Annotated in this window: 24 protein-coding genes; all 24 read right to left on the reverse strand. The window is 69.5% G+C overall.

Annotated features, from left to right (window positions below; all coding sequences use genetic code 11):
• Positions 1–15: 15 nt before the first annotated feature.
• Positions 16–774 (reverse strand): hypothetical protein, encoded by a 759-nt coding sequence (locus tag ABH925_RS05390; RefSeq protein ID WP_370145702.1) that lies wholly within the window; start codon positions 772–774, stop codon positions 16–18.
• On the reverse strand, positions 774–1,235 hold the full coding sequence (locus ABH925_RS05395) for a hypothetical protein (RefSeq protein ID WP_370145703.1): 462 nt from the start codon (positions 1,233–1,235) through the stop codon (positions 774–776). Before ABH925_RS05395 ends, ABH925_RS05390 begins: the two co-directional genes overlap by 1 nt.
• Positions 1,236–1,247: 12 nt before the next feature.
• On the reverse strand, positions 1,248–3,425 hold the full coding sequence (locus ABH925_RS05400) for a hypothetical protein (RefSeq protein ID WP_370145704.1): 2,178 nt from the start codon (positions 3,423–3,425) through the stop codon (positions 1,248–1,250).
• A gap of 15 nt (positions 3,426–3,440) precedes the next feature.
• Positions 3,441–3,809 (reverse strand): hypothetical protein, encoded by a 369-nt coding sequence (locus tag ABH925_RS05405; RefSeq protein ID WP_370145705.1) that lies wholly within the window; start codon positions 3,807–3,809, stop codon positions 3,441–3,443.
• Between the two features lie 27 nt (positions 3,810–3,836).
• Positions 3,837–4,055 (reverse strand): hypothetical protein, encoded by a 219-nt coding sequence (locus tag ABH925_RS05410; RefSeq protein WP_370145706.1) that lies wholly within the window; start codon positions 4,053–4,055, stop codon positions 3,837–3,839.
• A gap of 2 nt (positions 4,056–4,057) precedes the next feature.
• Entirely contained in the window at positions 4,058–4,336 is a 279-nt protein-coding gene (locus ABH925_RS05415; protein WP_370145707.1) for a hypothetical protein, read from the reverse strand.
• A gap of 50 nt (positions 4,337–4,386) precedes the next feature.
• Entirely contained in the window at positions 4,387–4,845 is a 459-nt protein-coding gene (locus tag ABH925_RS05420; protein ID WP_370145708.1) for a hypothetical protein, read from the reverse strand.
• Entirely contained in the window at positions 4,842–5,315 is a 474-nt protein-coding gene (locus tag ABH925_RS05425) for a hypothetical protein (protein ID WP_370145709.1), read from the reverse strand. Before ABH925_RS05425 ends, ABH925_RS05420 begins: the two co-directional genes overlap by 4 nt.
• Positions 5,316–5,349: 34 nt before the next feature.
• Positions 5,350–5,562: a hypothetical protein gene (locus ABH925_RS05430; RefSeq protein ID WP_370145710.1), complete on the reverse strand. Its 213-nt coding sequence runs from the start codon at positions 5,560–5,562 to the stop codon at positions 5,350–5,352.
• Positions 5,562–5,774 (reverse strand): hypothetical protein, encoded by a 213-nt coding sequence (locus tag ABH925_RS05435; RefSeq protein WP_370145711.1) that lies wholly within the window; start codon positions 5,772–5,774, stop codon positions 5,562–5,564. The genes ABH925_RS05430 and ABH925_RS05435 overlap by 1 nt, the downstream gene beginning before the upstream one ends.
• A gap of 120 nt (positions 5,775–5,894) precedes the next feature.
• Positions 5,895–6,086 (reverse strand): hypothetical protein, encoded by a 192-nt coding sequence (locus ABH925_RS05440; RefSeq protein ID WP_370145712.1) that lies wholly within the window; start codon positions 6,084–6,086, stop codon positions 5,895–5,897.
• Positions 6,083–6,814 carry a hypothetical protein gene (locus ABH925_RS05445; protein ID WP_370145713.1) on the reverse strand — a complete coding sequence of 244 codons (732 nt, stop codon included), beginning with the start codon at positions 6,812–6,814 and terminating at the stop codon, positions 6,083–6,085. Before ABH925_RS05445 ends, ABH925_RS05440 begins: the two co-directional genes overlap by 4 nt.
• A gap of 148 nt (positions 6,815–6,962) precedes the next feature.
• Positions 6,963–7,136 carry a hypothetical protein gene (locus tag ABH925_RS05450; RefSeq protein WP_370145714.1) on the reverse strand — a complete coding sequence of 58 codons (174 nt, stop codon included), beginning with the start codon at positions 7,134–7,136 and terminating at the stop codon, positions 6,963–6,965.
• A gap of 463 nt (positions 7,137–7,599) precedes the next feature.
• Complete coding sequence (locus tag ABH925_RS05455) at positions 7,600–7,827, reverse strand: hypothetical protein (RefSeq protein WP_370145715.1); 228 nt, start codon at positions 7,825–7,827, stop codon at positions 7,600–7,602.
• A gap of 116 nt (positions 7,828–7,943) precedes the next feature.
• Positions 7,944–8,717: a hypothetical protein gene (locus ABH925_RS05460; RefSeq protein WP_370145717.1), complete on the reverse strand. Its 774-nt coding sequence runs from the start codon at positions 8,715–8,717 to the stop codon at positions 7,944–7,946.
• A 388-nt stretch (positions 8,718–9,105) separates the two neighbouring features.
• Positions 9,106–9,363, reverse strand: a complete 258-nt coding sequence (locus tag ABH925_RS05465; RefSeq protein ID WP_370145718.1) for a hypothetical protein — start codon at positions 9,361–9,363, stop codon at positions 9,106–9,108.
• 2 nt (positions 9,364–9,365) lie between these two features.
• Entirely contained in the window at positions 9,366–9,602 is a 237-nt protein-coding gene (locus ABH925_RS05470; RefSeq protein WP_370145719.1) for a hypothetical protein, read from the reverse strand.
• Positions 9,595–10,110 (reverse strand): hypothetical protein, encoded by a 516-nt coding sequence (locus ABH925_RS05475; RefSeq protein ID WP_370145720.1) that lies wholly within the window; start codon positions 10,108–10,110, stop codon positions 9,595–9,597. The genes ABH925_RS05470 and ABH925_RS05475 overlap by 8 nt, the downstream gene beginning before the upstream one ends.
• Entirely contained in the window at positions 10,107–10,400 is a 294-nt protein-coding gene (locus ABH925_RS05480; RefSeq protein ID WP_370145721.1) for a hypothetical protein, read from the reverse strand. The genes ABH925_RS05475 and ABH925_RS05480 overlap by 4 nt, the downstream gene beginning before the upstream one ends.
• Before the next feature lie 17 nt (positions 10,401–10,417).
• A complete protein-coding gene (locus ABH925_RS05485; RefSeq protein ID WP_370145723.1) occupies positions 10,418–11,548 on the reverse strand; it encodes a hypothetical protein in 1,131 nt (376 codons plus the stop codon).
• Positions 11,549–11,757: 209 nt separating this feature from the next.
• Positions 11,758–12,168: a hypothetical protein gene (locus tag ABH925_RS05490; protein ID WP_370145724.1), complete on the reverse strand. Its 411-nt coding sequence runs from the start codon at positions 12,166–12,168 to the stop codon at positions 11,758–11,760.
• Entirely contained in the window at positions 12,165–14,177 is a 2,013-nt protein-coding gene (locus ABH925_RS05495) for an FtsK/SpoIIIE domain-containing protein (protein WP_370145725.1), read from the reverse strand. The genes ABH925_RS05490 and ABH925_RS05495 overlap by 4 nt, the downstream gene beginning before the upstream one ends.
• Positions 14,178–14,179: 2 nt before the next feature.
• Entirely contained in the window at positions 14,180–15,121 is a 942-nt protein-coding gene (locus ABH925_RS05500; protein WP_370145726.1) for a DUF2637 domain-containing protein, read from the reverse strand.
• A 17-nt stretch (positions 15,122–15,138) separates the two neighbouring features.
• Positions 15,139–15,462 carry a hypothetical protein gene (locus ABH925_RS05505; protein ID WP_370145729.1) on the reverse strand — a complete coding sequence of 108 codons (324 nt, stop codon included), beginning with the start codon at positions 15,460–15,462 and terminating at the stop codon, positions 15,139–15,141.
• Between the last annotated feature and the right edge of the window lie 9 nt (positions 15,463–15,471).

Here is a 15,471-nt window from a genome sequence, read left to right on the forward strand (position 1 = left end):
CGGCCTCTCCCGGAGTCAGGAGATGAGCGCGCGCAGGTGCTTTGGCACGATGTCGGGGACGAGTGCCAACTGCTCGGCAGTGAGGTGCAGGTCGGAGAGGATGCCGCGGATGGCCTGCGCGACTTGCTCGCCCTGGGACTCGGCGAGCTTGACGCGACGTTCCTCGATGCCGGCGCGGATTGCCTCCGAGCACACTCTGACGAGGTGGGCCCGCTCGGTCTGGTAGAGCTTGAGCCAGACGTTCGCCCCGGCTTCGTGGGTCTCGCCCCGGTCCTCGCCGCCCGTCTTGCGCCGGGTCCTGCCCCACACCAGCGGGTTCTCTGTGTCGTCATCCGTGGCCTGAGCTTCGATCTCCTGGACGCGGTCGCGTAGCCAGGCGACGTGGCCGGCAGTCCACTGGACCTCGTCGAGGAGCGCTTCGACGGCGGTGGTCTCGATCTTGCGGCCGTAGGTTGCCACGAGAGTCCGCGCCCTTTCCTCGATGATGCGACGCTTCGCAGCGGCCTTGTTCTGGGGCGCGTGGCCACCGTGGAAGCCGCAGACGTGTTGGCCCTTCAGCGCCCAGCAACGGCAGCGCTGGCCGGGGCTCGTCGGGTGGTTCTTAGAGAGTCGGGCGGTGCAGCGTCGATGGTCGGGGATGAAGTGCTGGTTGCAGAAATCGGTGCCTGGCAGCTTCCGCTGTTCGCACCGCTCGCCGCGGAGTTCGGGGCGCTGCCGGTACTTCTCGCCGTAGATGCCGTTGCAGCGCTCATTGTCCGGCGGCAGGCCGGTCATCAGCCTGCTCCGCCCGCCACGGCGGCGGCCCAGTGCGCCGGCAGTTTCTGCTCGGCCTGCGGGGCCGGCGCGGGGAGAGGCTCGGGGTCACAGTCGCACAGTGGAAGGTTGGCGCTGTCGGGACCGGTACAGGTGGCCTGGTGGACGCGCGCGGCGGCGTCCATGTCGATGGCGTGGGGTCCGCAGGCGAGGACGGCGTGGACGTAGTCCTGCGGTCCGGGCATGGGCCCGAAGCCGGGGGGCGGGAGTTCGATGTCGCGGTCAGCGAACGCCTGGTCGCGGCGGGCCTGCTCGATGGCCTGCTCGGCAGCGAGCTCCATGGGGGTGAGGCGCCGCTGCCACTGGACGAGCGGACGCTCGGTGCAGCCGGTGGCGTGGCACGTCGGCGCCGTGAGCACAGGTGGGACGGTTGCCCACTCGGGCGCGGCTTCGGGTTCGGACTGGACGCTGCCGAGATCCATGAGTCAGTCCCCCTATGCGATCTGGTTCCAGTTGCCCGCTGCGGATGGCACGGCTTCGAGGCTGCCCCACTGGCTGGCGATGGTCTTGGTGCTGGAGCCGCTGATCGTCTGGCCACCGGTGGTGGCGACGGTGAGCGGATTCGTGCCCGTGTTGATGACCACGACCCGGCGGGCCCGGCCCACCGAGGTGGGCAGTGTGACCGTGAACGAGCCGCCGGTGGTGTTGGCCTCGATGACCTCGTCGAGCGGGGTGACCGTGTAGTTGGCGGTCTGCACGTTGGTTGGGAAGGACACTTGGTCGTTGACGATGTCGAAGCCGGGCGGATGATCGAGGTTGATCGGCAGGGTGACCTCGCCGGTTAGGACGATCTGGCCCTTGGCCGAGGCCGACGGTGTTCCGCTGCCGTTGTCGCCGAACAGCACGGTGCCCTCGGTGTCGAGGAGCAGATGCAGGTAAGGCCCGACGCCGCCGCTGCCGGCACCGATCAGGTAGAGCGTGTAGTGGCAGGCCTCGACGCTGACGAAGCCGCGGATCGCGTGCGTGGAGCCGACCGATCCGTCGTACAGGCCGACGGGGCACAGGCCGGCCCAGCAGTACAGGATCCGCACGCCGAGCATGTCGCAGTGTTCCGTGGCGAACAGGCCGTAGGTGTAGCCGCCGAAGCAGGTGACGTTGTCAAGGACGACCAGGTCGTTGTTGCCCGAGGAGGGCAGAATCCCGCCGATGGACAGGCCGGTGCCGAACAGGGACGGGTTACCGAAGTCGGCGTTGCCGACAGTGCCCAGTGATCCGTAGCCGACGCTGTGCAGGGCGGCGTTGGCGCAGCCGTCGAAGTCCCAGGCAGTGTAAGCCAGGCCCCATGCGGAGTGGGTGGTGCGCAAGCTGATGTTCCGCAGGACCACCTCGACGTTGGTGAACACGCCGGGCGCGACACCGTAGCCGCCTGGTTCGGACGGGCCGCCGAGCAGGGACGGGTTGCCGTGGTTGTTGATCGACGTGGTCTGCGCCGACGGGTTCGCGAACACCCCGAAGCTGACGAGCGTCGAGCCGGACATCTGCGGCGGGACCTGCTGCCAGTGCTGCACGGCGGAACCGTCGCCCGCACCCTCGAACGTCAGCACCAGCTTGTTGCCGGTCGTGGCGACGACGGGGATCGTGAGCTGGGCGTTGCCGGACGCCGAGGTGTTCAGGGCGCCGGCGACACCGTAGAACGCTTTGAGCGCGGCGGGAAAGTACACGGTGGCCGCGCCGCCATGGCCTTGGGCGTAGGCGACGGCGGCGTTGATCGCGTTCTGGATCGCCGTCGTGTCGTCCGTGGCCCACATGACAGTCAGGCCGGTCAGGTTGCTGCCCGTGGCGTTGGCCACCGACAGGGTTGCGCTGGTGGGGCTGTTGACGGTCTGGATCGTGCCGATCAGCGTGGTCGGGCCTGTTGCGCCTGCGTCCTTGACCTGGACGGCCTTGCCCGGGTCCTTGACGGCGTCGAACAGGCCGGACACCGAGGTGACGGTGAAGGAACCGGAGCCCATCGCCCCGTCGATCACGACCTGTCCGTCGCCCTTGGCGCCGTAGCCGCTGACGACGTTGAACACCCACGGCTGCAGCAGCTGGTACTTCGTGGCCGCGTCCGCGATCGCCGCCGCCTCAGCGGTGGTTGCGGCACCGGAGGCGTCGAATGCGCTGCTGCTCTGGGTGGCCGCACTGCCCAGACCGAGGTTGGTGCGGGATATGCTGGCGCTCTGCAGGTCGGACAGGTTGTTCGCGGTCTGCGCCGCCCCGGTGATCCGGGAATCGTTACCGGCCGCGACGGTCCCGGCGCCGGTACCGATGTTGGCGACCGCCGCCGATCCCAGGCCGAGCGCTGTCTGGGCACTGGCCTGGCTGTTGCCACCGGTGCCGCCCTGCAAGACCGGGAGCGGCGCGGCGAGGTGGGTGCTGATGATCTGCGGCGCGCTGTTGCTGCCGCCAATGTCCGCGCCGAGCTGTACGCCACCGGAACCGAACGGGTGGCCGGTGCCCCAGGCGCCGGCGGTCTTCGGCCCGTAGATGACCAGGGCGGTGGGGGTGCTGTCGTCGATGCACCAGTCGCCGTTGACACCGAAGCTGCTCGCCGGCGTGCCGTTGCTGAACAGGACGCTGTTGCCGCGGGGGCCTTGGATGCCTGCGCTGGAGACGACGACGTTGACCACGATGCTGCCTCCCGTTCAGGCTGCGGCGACGAGATCGGAGAAACAGGTGCCGACCACGATCGGAGTGGCGTCGGACAGGCCCGGGTCGAGCCACAGCGCATACGGGCGGGCCCCGGCGCCGAGGAGCGCCGTCGCGGTCGGGGACAGGACGACCAGGACGACGTTGCCGGTGATCGTGATGTAGCCCTGGTTGCTGCTGGCCGCGCTGGTCACGGACACCAGGGCCGGTTCGGTGACGTCGGTGACGGTCGGCCTGATCACCAGCTCGAACACCGCGGTGGACAGATCCATCGGGGTGCCGTCGTCGTTAGTGAGGGTGTAGCCCTGGGGCCACTGACCACCGCATGCGATGACGATGTTGATCTGCTGGGGGAGTACGGGCACGGCGCCTCCCGTCAGGGACGGTCCTGTTCAGGTGGCCTGCGCGCAGTCCGGGTGCCAGCTGTGCGGGTCACGCCCGTCCGTCTCGGGGCAGGCCGCCCAGAAGCGGGTGGCCGGCCGGCCGGGTGGCGTGTCGGCCAGGCGCAGGTGGGCGGTTCCCAATCGCGCGTGCACGTACATGGGCTGGCAGGGTGTTCCGACGTCGGCGGTGAAGTGCACGACGGTGCCGATGGGGGGCTGCTCGGCCATGGTCAGACGGTGGGTGTGGCGGGTCCGGCCGGGGCGACGTCGGGCGCGGACTGGCTGACGGCACCCTCGACGTCGGCAACGGCGGTGCCGGCGAGCTTCTCGGCGTCGTGCTCGGCCTCGGCGACGACCGGGGCTGCAGCCTTCTCGCCGTCGGCGACGACCTGCTCGGCGTCGGTCTTGGCCTGGGTGACGACGGTGGTCTCCTCGCCGAGCATGCGGTCGAGGAGCTCGTGGCCCCTGGTAAGGAGGGCGCGGAGGTCGTTGACAAGGGCGTTGGACATGGCTGTCTCCTACAGGGGGTGAGGGTGGGTCAGCGGCGGAAGTGGTGCTGCTACTGCTGGCCGTCGATGTGGATCTGCACGGTGACTGTCGGCGCGGATGGCTCCGGCTCGGGCTCAGCGTCCTGGTCGTCGCCGTCGCATCGCCAGTGCCACGAGGGGTCGGCTTGTCGCGTCTCGTCGTGTGTGATTTCGCGCGGATATGCGCCCGCGTCGAGACAGGGCCACAGGACCAGCGTGCCGTTCGGGTTGACCCGGTAGACCATCGACGGAATGCAGCCGAGGCGGCCGGGGGCGATGAGGTGGACGAAGCCGCCGACTTTGGCGCCTCGTTCCTCGGCGGGGCCGTCGCCTCGCTGTTGCTCGGCAAAGCTGACGAGTTCACAGACGGGGCAGTGGTCGACGCCGATGTGTACGAGCATCGTGTGCCCGCACTCGGTGCAGGGCTTCCACGGCATGAAGTCGCCCGGGGCCAGGGTGAGCGTGTTGCGGCAGTAGCCGTCGGTGGTCACGCTGCGGCCTCGATGTCGATGACCTGCCCGTGGGCGTCGTACCAGACGACGTAGTCGAGTTCGGGTTCGTAGTGGTCGCCGTGCCACACGGACCGGGACACGGGCTCGGCCCGGACGGCGGCAGCGGGTGCGTCGGGGATGTGGACGTCGAGGTCGACTGCCCACGCGGTGATCAGCGGTGTGCGGCCCTGGATCCGGGTGCCGTTGCCGAGCGTCGGCAGGTACTGCCGGAAGTACGGTTCCAGCTCGACGGAGACGCGGATCTTGACGGTGCGCCAGTATTCGGCGCGGGCCTGCCGCTTGGCGTTGATGCGGTGCTGGCCGGACGCGGTGCTCTGGTGGGTGGTGTGGATGCGCCGCGGCGCGTGGACGATCGCGCCAACCTGCCCGTAGGACGGCGGACGCGGCGTGATCGGGTTGGCGCGGGCATCGTCACGGGAGTGGGCGCGGCGCTGGGAACGGGTGAGCATGGAGGGCGCTCCGAGGGTGGAGGGTGAGGGTGGATCAGGGTTCGCTGAGTTCAGCCCAGGGGACGGCGAGGTACACGAAGTCGCCTTCGATGGCGGTGACCTGGGCGGGGCCGGTGAGGCCGGATTCGCTCTCGTACACCTCGACGTGGTCCCCGACCGTGATGGGGCCGGTGACGTCGTCGAGGGTGCTGTAGGTCTGGTTGCCGCGGACGCGCACGTTGGGGTCGATCTCGATCCGGGCGCGCATCAGTCGAGCGCGGCCCGAACGAAGCAGTCCTTGGCTTCCAGGAGCTTCCGAAGTCCGGCGGTGAGCTCGGGCCCGTCCGGCAATACGGTGATCATCTCCGCCGCGAGGTCGTGGCAGTGCTTGCTCACGTCCTGCAGATGCGTGGGGAGGTGGGCGTAGGTGAAGTGCTTGGCGACGGCGGCGGTGCCGGGGTGGCGGCCGGTCAGGTCCATGAGGGTGGTCCTTCGAGGGTGAGGATGGGCGGCGGCACGGGCAGGGTGCGTACGCCTGCGCCGTCCGGACACTGCATCGGCACTTCCGTGCCGCCGCCGGTCAGGGGATCCGCGCGAGGGCTACGCCGGGTCGGGCAGGAACTCGGCGGTGTTCCCGTAGCGGTACGTGCAGCTGGGCCCGTCGTGCCACCAGCGCCCTTCGCTCAACAGCGCGGGTTTGTTGCAGCGTGAGCAGCGGCCGGGGATCGGATCCCAGTCGGCGGGCAGCGTGAACGGGGCGTTGAGGGCACGGGCCGGATCGTCCTGGGTCACTCGGCCGCCGGGCCGGTGAAGAACGGCCGCGTGTAGAAGTAGCCGGGGGTGCCAATGGCCATGCGGCGCGAGTTGTGGAGCTCGATGAACTCGCTGCGCTGCTCCGGCGACAGGTGCTGGAAGTAGAACTTCGCCTGCATCCCAGCACTGTTGACGTGGGCGTCCCGATCGTAGAACTCCGCCAGCCCGGCCCGATGCTGCTCCGGCGTCTCGCCTCGGGCCTGCGCGCCAGCGACGATCTCGTCGTCGGTGAAGCGGGCGAGCCACTTCTCCTTGCGCTCGGTCTTCTCCCCGGCGGTGAGCGGCTTGCCGAGGTACGCCTTGTAGCTCTTGTCCGTGGGCTCGACGATCCAGCCCTCGCGGACGAGTTCCATGAACCGGTCGGGGTGCAGGCTGCCGCAGTAGGAGCAGGACAGGCCGGCGTCTTCCTGGCCAATGAGGCCACCGCCGGTGTGCCAGGTGTCGAGGTTGATGCCGCTGCCATGGAACGGCGAGTCGGGGTTGTCGCGGCCAGTCTCGGCGCGACGCGGGCAGGTGTGCTGGTCGACCGTCATCACGCCTCCCGTCCGGTGCTGTTCGACGTGCTCGCGGATCGGATCGTGGTCGAGGCCGACGTGGACCTCGATGCTGTCGTCGCCGCGCCGGTCGCCGGGTGTGGCGCTGACCGGGATGGTGATGGTCTCGCCGCAGGCCGGGCACGGAACGGTGATCGGGTCGAGGCTGGCCATCACGCCTCCCCTTCGTCGTCGCTGTCGAACTGGGGGCATTCGCACGGCCAGTCTGCGGCGGACCGGGCCCGGCATTTCCCGCCCTCGGCGTGCTCGTCGTAGACGTGAGCGCAGGAGCACCAGCGGAGAGCATCGGAGGCGGGCATGGTCACCGCCCTCGGGTCAGCGCGTTCTGTGCGGCGTACCTCTGGCCGGTGCAGTACGCGGGCAGCCAGTCCAGCCAGCACGACACCCCGTCACGGCACACGCGGTCCCAGAGGTGTCCGGCGTGCTGCTCGGCCCACCACCAGAACTCGTGGCGGACGTGGCGGATCGGGCGCATGGTCACCGCCCCCGCTTTGAACTCAGCCCCGGCGTCTCCCCTCGGGGGCTCACACCCCGGGTCCCTCCGGCCATGAGGCCGGTGTGCGCACTACGACACCCGTCACAACCGCCCGGAACCGACCGCTTGTGGGGAAGTGGCCGCCGGTGCGCGGTGCGAAGATCCGCGACTCACCGACGGCAACCCGGAGACGCTCTACCAAACTGAGCTACCGGCCAAGCAGTGCACTGCCCGTTTCGCGGCCGGGCCGGACTCGAACCGGCGACCTTCCCCTGCGTGTGCTGCCAGGAATCGAACCTGCCTCCCCGCCGCACGGGGCGCGCCCTGCGCTGCAGCACGAGTGAGTTAGGCCTCGCGGCCCCGGGTCGGAGCGGGAAGCCGGGGCCGCGAGGGGCCCGCGACCCTCGGCGCGGGACCAACCCCGCAAGCCGGCAGAGCATCACGGCGGCGGGGAGTAGGGGAGTCAGGCAGCGACGGGGTACACCCGGCGCGCCTTCGCACGAGTGGCCCGCTCCGCGCGAATCACATCGATCGCCAGGAACAACGGCTTGCCGCGCCAGTCCGTACGGTCGGACTTCAGCCGGCCGCGGTACTTCCAGTTCCGCACCACATTCGGGTCGACCTGCGCAGCCTCAGCGGCCTCTGCGACGGTCCAGTACGTGGTGGTGAGGTCTACCGACAGGTCGACCACCGGAGTCACCTCCCGGGTATGCAGAAAGGCCCCGGCGTCAGTGACGGCGGGGCCTCTCAGTAAGTCTGCGAGCATGCTGCTCCGTCGCCAAGGATCATGCATGATGCCCGGTGCCGTCAAGCAGCGACTTTCCCGAACTCAGCACCGGCCCGAATCGCCTTCGTCATGGCCTTCACGTACTCGGCGTACTCGCGCTTAGACATGAGCTTGCGGCAGTCCTCGTCGCGGCACTCGATGTACGGCTCGCCGTAGCGCAGGTTGCCCTCGCGGGACTCGATCAGATAGGGGCCGTGGCAGCGCGGACAGGGGGCGAAACGCTTCACCTCAGGCTGGGCGTGATCCTTCGTAAAGTAGACCGTGGCCCAGTACCAGCCGCTGGCCTGCGCGCCGGGGTTGGCGTTGCCGCGGCCGTAGGACTCGCCTGCTGCTGGGTGGCTTTGCATGGCCCAGTCCCAGTGTCCGAGCAGGCTGCTGGTGATGTTGTTGATGTGCTGCTTCTCGTTGGCGGCGGTCCCGGTGGGGACTGGGTGGTCTTCGCGCCAGATGCCGCGGAGAACGAGGATGTCGGCGGCGAGTTCCGCCATTTCGCTGACGATCCGGTCGACGAGGAGGCGCGGTGCCTGGCCGGGCCAGGTGGCTTCGGGGGCGCGGCCGATCGTGCCGTTGATTCTGATGGTTGTGCCGTCGGTGCCTTCTTCCAGGACCTTGGCCAGGAGGCCCGGGAGTGCGGTGAGGTCGGAGCGGGTGTTGTCTACGCATCCCCAGCACTGGGTGGGCTCACCCCAGATGGCGGTGATGTTGTGTTCGGTGCCGATGTCGGTGAGGGCTTCTTCGGCTTTGCGGTAGGCGTTGTTGCACGGGCCGGGGCAGATGGTGGGGGTTGCGGGCACGTCACAGCTCCCGAGGGTCAGGAGTGGCAGGGGCTGAGTCGAGTATGCGCCTGTGTCGTCAGATTCGCGGTGTGACCTGCACGGTACGTGCGAAGGCCCCGACGACGGGGGATGCGTCGGGGCCTTCACGCGCGGCGGTCTTCCGGCGCCGGCCCGATCAGGATGCACCTAACCTTGCGCTCGTGCAGGCGAATCGTGTCGTTTCGCGTGCGTTCTACGTGACCGGGCGTCACCATGAGGTCATGGGGATCAGGGTGGCGCTGATGGCCGACACGCGAGCCGAGGCTGAGGGCTGCGTCGTGGTGCTGCGGGCGATGGGTATGAATGTCGGTAACCCCACGAACCTGACCCACGACGGATCTTGGCTGGTCCGCGCCCGGCCTGCCGATCAGCGCTTGCAGCGGCAGGACGGCCGCGAGTGCACCCAGCCCCACGAGGCTTCGTAGCAGCCGGGCGACACCACGGCGCGCGACGGGTTACGGAAGGGCGTCGGCAGCTCCCACGTGTCGGCCACGAAGTCCACCATGCCGGTGATCGCGGTCTTGAGGTGCGAGGGCTGGGGCATGTCGGCGTCTACCATCGCGAGCAGGTTGGCGCGCAGGCCCCGGGCGGCGGCCTCGTACCGTTCGAGCTCATCGTCGGCCATGGCTAGTCCTCCTTCCTGACCATCGCGCACCCATCCCCGTAGCAGTGGATCCCGTCGTATTCGTCGCACGCCTCCGACTCGCAGCGGCGGCGAGGCAGAATCTCCCCGTCCCATCCCAGGGTGACGCCTTCAGGCAGGCCCATCGCGGCTGCTACCTGTTGGCGCACGGACTCCTTCCACCACGCGAGGTGCCCCGCGTCGCGCGGGTCGTAGAAGCGCTCGGGCTCGATCTCAGTCATGGCAGGCGCATCCGCAGTTGCCGACCTTGACGTCCGCGCCGTAGCAGTTCTCCGCGCCGCACGGCCCGTACAGGTTCCCGTCGTGGCACTCGATGTCGCGGCCGTCACCGGGGCAGTCGTCCTCGGCATGCAGCTCGACGCCGGTCACGTTTGCCCCCTTCGGGCCAGCGAGGCTGGCGATCGCCCGGCTGATGGCTTCGATGCTGGCCGGATCCTCGCCAGCCTGAGTGATCAGCCGGTCCATGGAGGCAGTGAAGTCGTCGGCCGCCTTCCTAGCCCGCTGATAGCCGGGGTGGGCCATGGCTGCGAGGTCCCTGGCTGCCTTGAGGGCGGCAGGGTCGATGAAGGTGGGCCCGTCATAGAGCTGCACTGTCTCGGCTTCAGCGAGCTGCTGCGTCACGCCGTCGCGATACTGCTGGGCTTCCTCGTCGGTGAGCAGGCGCGGCTCCTGCCCGGACACGAACAGGTACGTGCCCGCGACGGGGGCGGTGAAGCGGGACTCGGTCACAGCTCGCCCGGCAAGGAGTAGGGGCGGCAGTCACTGGCGAACCCGAACGACGCGTTGTTCGGATGCTCAACGATGAGGTCGGCCACGATGGACGGCTCGTCGTCCGGCGTCTCCAACGTCAGCTGCACGGACAGGCCGTCATCCGCCACCTCGACCGCGAGCAGCTTGCACGTCGTCACCGACTGGCCGTCGATCCTGAACGGGACGTGTTTGCCAACGGAGGAGTCGAAGCAGTCCGACGCGAAGACCTCGCCGAACTTGGCCATCTGGGACACGGTGATGCGGGTCACGCCGCCATCATCCTCCGTCAGCAGGCGAGCGTGAGTGGCGGTGTCCACACCCCGCCGTCACCCGGCACACCGGACGGGGCAGTCGGGGTGAGCGGCACGAAGTCCACACCCGCCCCGGTTTCGTTGGGCGAGCCAGTCCAGAGATCGATCCACTCGTAGGCCTGGCCATCGGCAACGAAGACCGTGCGGGGCTGGCCGCCGCACGAGGTCGCGCTGATGTCCCGCCGCCCCGTCCTGGGTGCCGCGCCAGGAGAGGCAGTCAGATCGGTCTGCGCTGTCCACGGCCCGTAGAGCGACGTCGCGGTGGCGTAGCCAGTCCCAGTCCCAGTGCAGTAGCCGCAGTAGGGGTCACTGAAGCTCAACCAGTACTCCTGCGTGCCCGGATCCCACCAGCCGCCCGGGGCCTCGATGCTGGTGATCCCACCAATCGCCGATGCCCCGGTGCCGGAGCCCTCGTTGCCCCACTGATTGAGCTGATCCTCGTTGAGGCTGCCGCCGCCGGCCATCGTGCACACCATCGCAGGCGGCCCGCTGGGCGGGGTGATGAAGCCGAAGTCGCCGTTGCCGAAGCAGTGCGACAGGCTGGGCTTGGCGTAGGAGCCGTACGGGCCGCCTGCGGTCGGACCACACGGGCCGGTCACCGAGTTGCAGCCCATCGCGTTGTAGGCATTGGAACCGTCCCGCACGTAGTCGGCTGGCGAATTGAAGAACAGGATCCACGCGCCGTCGTTCGCACCCCAGCCCAGGCGCTGCACGAGCCGGCCGTTGAAGCAGCCGGCACCGGTGCCGCCGCACTCCACCTGCCAGGACTGGCCCGTGTACGGGTCGATGCTGTCGGGCGGGAACATGGGCGCTGGCGTGGACCACGGGCCGGACAGGGACGGCGCGGTGGAGGCGCCTATGCCGCACCAAGGGGTCCCGGGCTTGCTCCAGACGTAGCCGCAGCCGTAGATCGTCCCCACCCTGACGTAGGTGCTTCCGGACTTCACCACAGTCCCGTCGTGGCTGTCCACGCCCGCAGACACGATCGCGGCTCGGTGCACGGCCGGCGCCGCGGTCACGCCGGGCACGGCGAACGCGAGCACGAGGCCCAGGAGCGCAAGGAGGCGTCCGATCCTGCGGGTCACATGCCACCGGTCATCGTTCACGAAGCCCTCCACCTGCCACGTGGCACTCTGTGCGGCTCATAGTGCCATGGGGTGAGTGTGAGGCCACCGCTGACTCAGTGCCAGGATGCGGGGCCCGACCGGTCAGTGGTGGTGGAGTCCGGCGACGACGCTGCCGACGATGCACGTCCACCAGATCGCATGCCCGCACCACACCGAGATCCGGCGCCCGGCCGAGCGGCGCCGCCGTTTCACCGTTGCTGTCCGGCCTGGAAGTTCGCGCCGTCGCCCATGGTGACGTTCCCGATCCGAACACCCGAGCTGGAGCGCGCCTTGACGACCAGCACCAGCAGCGCGCCGGCACCCAGCGACCCAGCCAGCCACGGCAGGAACGGCCCGGCCTCGTGCAGGCCGGCGCAGGCGATGTAGACCGCGGTCCCGCATGCCATGACGAACACCGAACCGACGCCGAGCCGTAGCGGCCACGGATCGTACGGGCGCTCAGGCGGGGCGACGGGGATCCGCTGCACCACTGCGGGCTGCTGCACCACTGCGGGCAGGAACCGGGGCTCGGGCTCGCGGTAGGCCTGCTGCAGGGTCTCGTTGAGCGTCGGCCACGGGCGGTCGGCGACCGCGTCGGCGTAGGTGTAGTCGGAGGTCATGCGCTTTGCCTCTCTCGGTCGGGCAGGTAGTAGCGGGTGGACATGCCGTCACGCCGGTGCAGGACCCCGTGCTGCGCCCACACCTCCAGGGCTCGGCGCACCGTGTCGCGGGACGACACCACGCCGGCGTTCTGCAGCTCTGCCTTGGTCGCGGAGCCCATCTCCTCGAAGACGCGCCAGAGCTTGGGCCACTCCTCGCGGCCGACGACGGACCCGTCGGGGTAGCGGTAGACCGTGGCCTCGGCCTGGACGAGGTGGATGCCGCGCCCGGGTCCCCCGCCATCGGGCGTGGTGGGGGTGATGCCGTAGCGGTCGCAGCGGCGCCGGATCTCGGCGGCGATGTCGTGATCGTTGGTGTAGATCGCCTTGGCACGTTTCGGGGTCGGGTTCTCCCGGGAGCGGATCATGACCTTGCCGGGGGCGTCGAGCTCGGACAAGCGCCAGCCCTGTCCGTGCATGCCGGCACCCATGACGATGTTCGTCTGGGTGGGGGAGATGACGCGCAGCCCGATCTGGACCTGGTAGTTCGCGGCCCCGTCCTTGTCGCCGCCGAAGACCTTCGCAGACGGGGTCTGGGTGGCGGAGACCATGATGATGCCGACGTACCGCACCAGCGCGGCGAGCCTGCGGTACAGCACGGCCAACTCGGGGTCGTGCTCGATGAGCTCGGCCATCTCGTCGGTGATGACCGCGATGTCGTTGCCGTGCTCGCCGGGAACCCACTGGCGCACGGGGATGCCGTCGTCGCTGAGGCCGCCGAGGAGCCGGCCGCGGCGCTGGTACTCGCCTTCGATCCACTCCAGCAGGAACCGGGCCTGCTCCGGGGTGGTGGCGAGCATCTTGAACACGTCGCGGTAGATCCCGAGCTCGGGTGCGCCGGCCTTGAGGTCGATGCCGTAGGTGTCGACGTCGTCGCAGTTCAGCAGGTTGCAGATGATGAGGTTGACGATGCCGGACTTGCCGTTGTCGGACGCTCCGGCGACGAAGACGTGGTTGCGGTGCAGGGTCTGGCGGATCTCGCTGCCGTCTTCGGCGTGGGCCAGCAGCACCGGTTGCAGGATCGAGGTGATCGACGGTCCGGTCCACGGGATGGTGCCCTCAAGGGCGTCGACCACGACCAGGCGTACGGACAGCAGGTGCGCGGACGGGCCCTGCTCCAGGAACAGCCGTCCGGGCAGGCCGAGGTTCGCCGCGAGCTGGTCCCGCCTCGCGGTGATCGCGGCGGGGCTCGTGGCGCGGCCGGGCGGCATTGAGACGAGGGCCTCGAAGCCGCCACCGGCCAGCCGGGAGAACGCGGGGACATCCAGCGGCGTCGCACCGGTCAGCGCGTGGAGCGCCTTGCGGAGTGCGGTCTCCTCCGGCGAGGAGCCGACAAGGCCGGGGTCGGCGGCGTCCATGCCCATGGCGCCGGGCAGGGCGCCCTTCGCCTTCACGGTGTCGATGTGCAGCTTCATGCGGGTGTTGCGCTGCTCGGCAAGCCGGTTCCCGTAGTGGAGGTACGCCGCGCCGGTGGTGAGCGTGAAGGCGGCGAGGCTGAACCACGACAAGCCCGTTCCGGAGCAGACGGCCATGTCGGCGAGCACCAGGGCCGCGCCGCCACCGATCTCCACGGTTGAGTCGTGCTTGTGCTTCAGGCCCAGGTAGGTAATGCCGACCGCTGCGGTGGCGGACAGGGAGATGCCGCCGGTGGCGAGCCAACTTCCTTCCATGAGGCCGCAGAACCCCATAGTGCCGTTCAGGGCGGCGGGGATGAGCTCCCAGCGGCGGCGCACGATCCAGCGGTAGCCCTGGCCGAGCCAGGAGGCACAGTTCAGGGCGAACTCCCGCTTCCGGGACAGGGGGGCGGGCGACGACGATGTGACGATCGTCGTCGCAGGCTCTGACCTGCGGGAAGGCCGATCGTCGTCGTCACGCTTGTGCATGCTGATCGTCGTCGTCGCGGGCATCTCGGGAGCGCGCAACGCCACCATCAGGCCGTTCTCGTCCAGGCCACGTGTGGAGGCGATCATGATCACGTCCCGGTCATCGTGCGGACGTTGTCGGAGCCGAGCGCGGCCAGATGCGGCTCCTCGCGCTCAATCTCCAGACGGCGGGCATTGGCGAACTGACGGGAGGACGGAAGCTTCGCCTTCTTCAGCGCGGCGACCATGTCCGACTCCACAGGGCGCTTCTGGTTCTCGTCGTAGAGCGCCCTGATGACGATCCGCGCGGCGCCCCGCACATCCGCCTTGGCGCGCCCCGGGGGCGTCTTCGCAGGGCGCTTTGATGTCGCCCTGAGGGCGTCTTCCATGGCGGGTGCAGGGCGCTGCGGGAGCGTCTGCGTGGCGTCGTCTATGGCGCCCTGTGGCGGGTCGGCAGGGCGCTGGGCGGCTACTGCCGAGGGCGCTACGAGGGCGGCGGTCAGGGGTAGCGAGATGACGTACTGGCGTACCGCGTCGAGGGTGCCGGTGAAGTCGAAGAGCCACCGGAGCGGGTGGATGGTCGGGCGCGCGGCGTGGCCGTCGCGGCGGTGAGCGGCGGCGCGGACCTCGGACATGAGGCCCTCGAAGAGGATCACTGCGGAGGGCGGCATGAGGGCGGCGACTTCCCGGCCGGTGGGGTCGGTGATGTGCTGCCAGTTGATCCACGACGACAGCAGCGTGAACCCGATGATCAGCAGACGCCACAGCGGCGCGGAGCGGCCGTGGATCCCGGCGCGCATCACGACGATGGACAGGCCGGCGGGTGCCCCGTCGAAGGTGATCGGTACGAGCCAGCCCGCGTGCTGGGAGAGAGACATGTGGCCGACACTGAAGGCGTGGAGCCCGATGAAGCTGGCGGACCATCCGGCGAGGGCGACGACGAGAACGAGGGTGAAGCCGAAGCCGCCGAGGCCGATGTCGCGGCACCAGAGCGCTATGGCGCGGGCGCGGTCGGCCGCGCTGCGCTTTGTCGGCTCGCTGGTCTCGGTCACGGTGGTGGTCTCCTGGCTCAGGCGGCGTGGATGTAGCTGGTGCTGGCGGTGTGCTGGTGCTGGGTGAGCCACTGCTCGGCGGAGGTGAGGAGGTGGAGGATGGCGCCGGCTGCGGTCTGCAGGGTGACGACCAGGGTCCGGATGATGAGCAGGCTGGTCCCGGCGAGTGCGTCGTCGCGCTTGATGCGGAAGGCCGCGGCGAGCAGCACGACGGTGACCGCGTAGGCGAGGACCGCGAAGACGATCGTCGGCAGCGCGGGCGCGGGGCTGTACCAGCCGATGAGGAGACCGGCCGCGCTGCTGATCACGGCGATGAGGGCGGCGGTCGGTGTGCTGCGCATGCCGGGCTC

The sequence above is a fragment of the Streptacidiphilus sp. EB129 genome (assembly GCF_041262645.1).
Lineage (GTDB): Bacteria > Actinomycetota > Actinomycetes > Streptomycetales > Streptomycetaceae > Streptacidiphilus.

What these genes read in the sequence shown, in the direction of transcription:
- ABH925_RS05390 (WP_370145702.1), bottom strand. Translation starts at nt 774, where the DNA reads ATGACCGGCCTGCCGCCGGACAATGAGCGCTGCAACGGCATCTACGGC.
- ABH925_RS05395 (WP_370145703.1), bottom strand. Translation starts at nt 1,235, where the DNA reads ATGGATCTCGGCAGCGTCCAGTCCGAACCCGAAGCCGCGCCCGAGTGG.
- ABH925_RS05410 (WP_370145706.1), bottom strand. Translation starts at nt 4,055, where the DNA reads ATGGCCGAGCAGCCCCCCATCGGCACCGTCGTGCACTTCACCGCCGAC.
- ABH925_RS05415 (WP_370145707.1), bottom strand. Translation starts at nt 4,336, where the DNA reads ATGTCCAACGCCCTTGTCAACGACCTCCGCGCCCTCCTTACCAGGGGC.
- ABH925_RS05425 (WP_370145709.1), bottom strand. Translation starts at nt 5,315, where the DNA reads ATGCTCACCCGTTCCCAGCGCCGCGCCCACTCCCGTGACGATGCCCGC.
- ABH925_RS05430 (WP_370145710.1), bottom strand. Translation starts at nt 5,562, where the DNA reads ATGCGCGCCCGGATCGAGATCGACCCCAACGTGCGCGTCCGCGGCAAC.
- ABH925_RS05435 (WP_370145711.1), bottom strand. Translation starts at nt 5,774, where the DNA reads ATGGACCTGACCGGCCGCCACCCCGGCACCGCCGCCGTCGCCAAGCAC.
- ABH925_RS05445 (WP_370145713.1), bottom strand. Translation starts at nt 6,814, where the DNA reads ATGGCCAGCCTCGACCCGATCACCGTTCCGTGCCCGGCCTGCGGCGAG.
- ABH925_RS05450 (WP_370145714.1), bottom strand. Translation starts at nt 7,136, where the DNA reads ATGCGCCCGATCCGCCACGTCCGCCACGAGTTCTGGTGGTGGGCCGAG.
- ABH925_RS05465 (WP_370145718.1), bottom strand. Translation starts at nt 9,363, where the DNA reads ATGGCCGACGATGAGCTCGAACGGTACGAGGCCGCCGCCCGGGGCCTG.
- ABH925_RS05470 (WP_370145719.1), bottom strand. Translation starts at nt 9,602, where the DNA reads ATGACTGAGATCGAGCCCGAGCGCTTCTACGACCCGCGCGACGCGGGG.
- ABH925_RS05490 (WP_370145724.1), bottom strand. Translation starts at nt 12,168, where the DNA reads ATGACCTCCGACTACACCTACGCCGACGCGGTCGCCGACCGCCCGTGG.
- ABH925_RS05495 (WP_370145725.1), bottom strand. Translation starts at nt 14,177, where the DNA reads ATGATCGCCTCCACACGTGGCCTGGACGAGAACGGCCTGATGGTGGCG.
- ABH925_RS05505 (WP_370145729.1), bottom strand. Translation starts at nt 15,462, where the DNA reads ATGCGCAGCACACCGACCGCCGCCCTCATCGCCGTGATCAGCAGCGCG.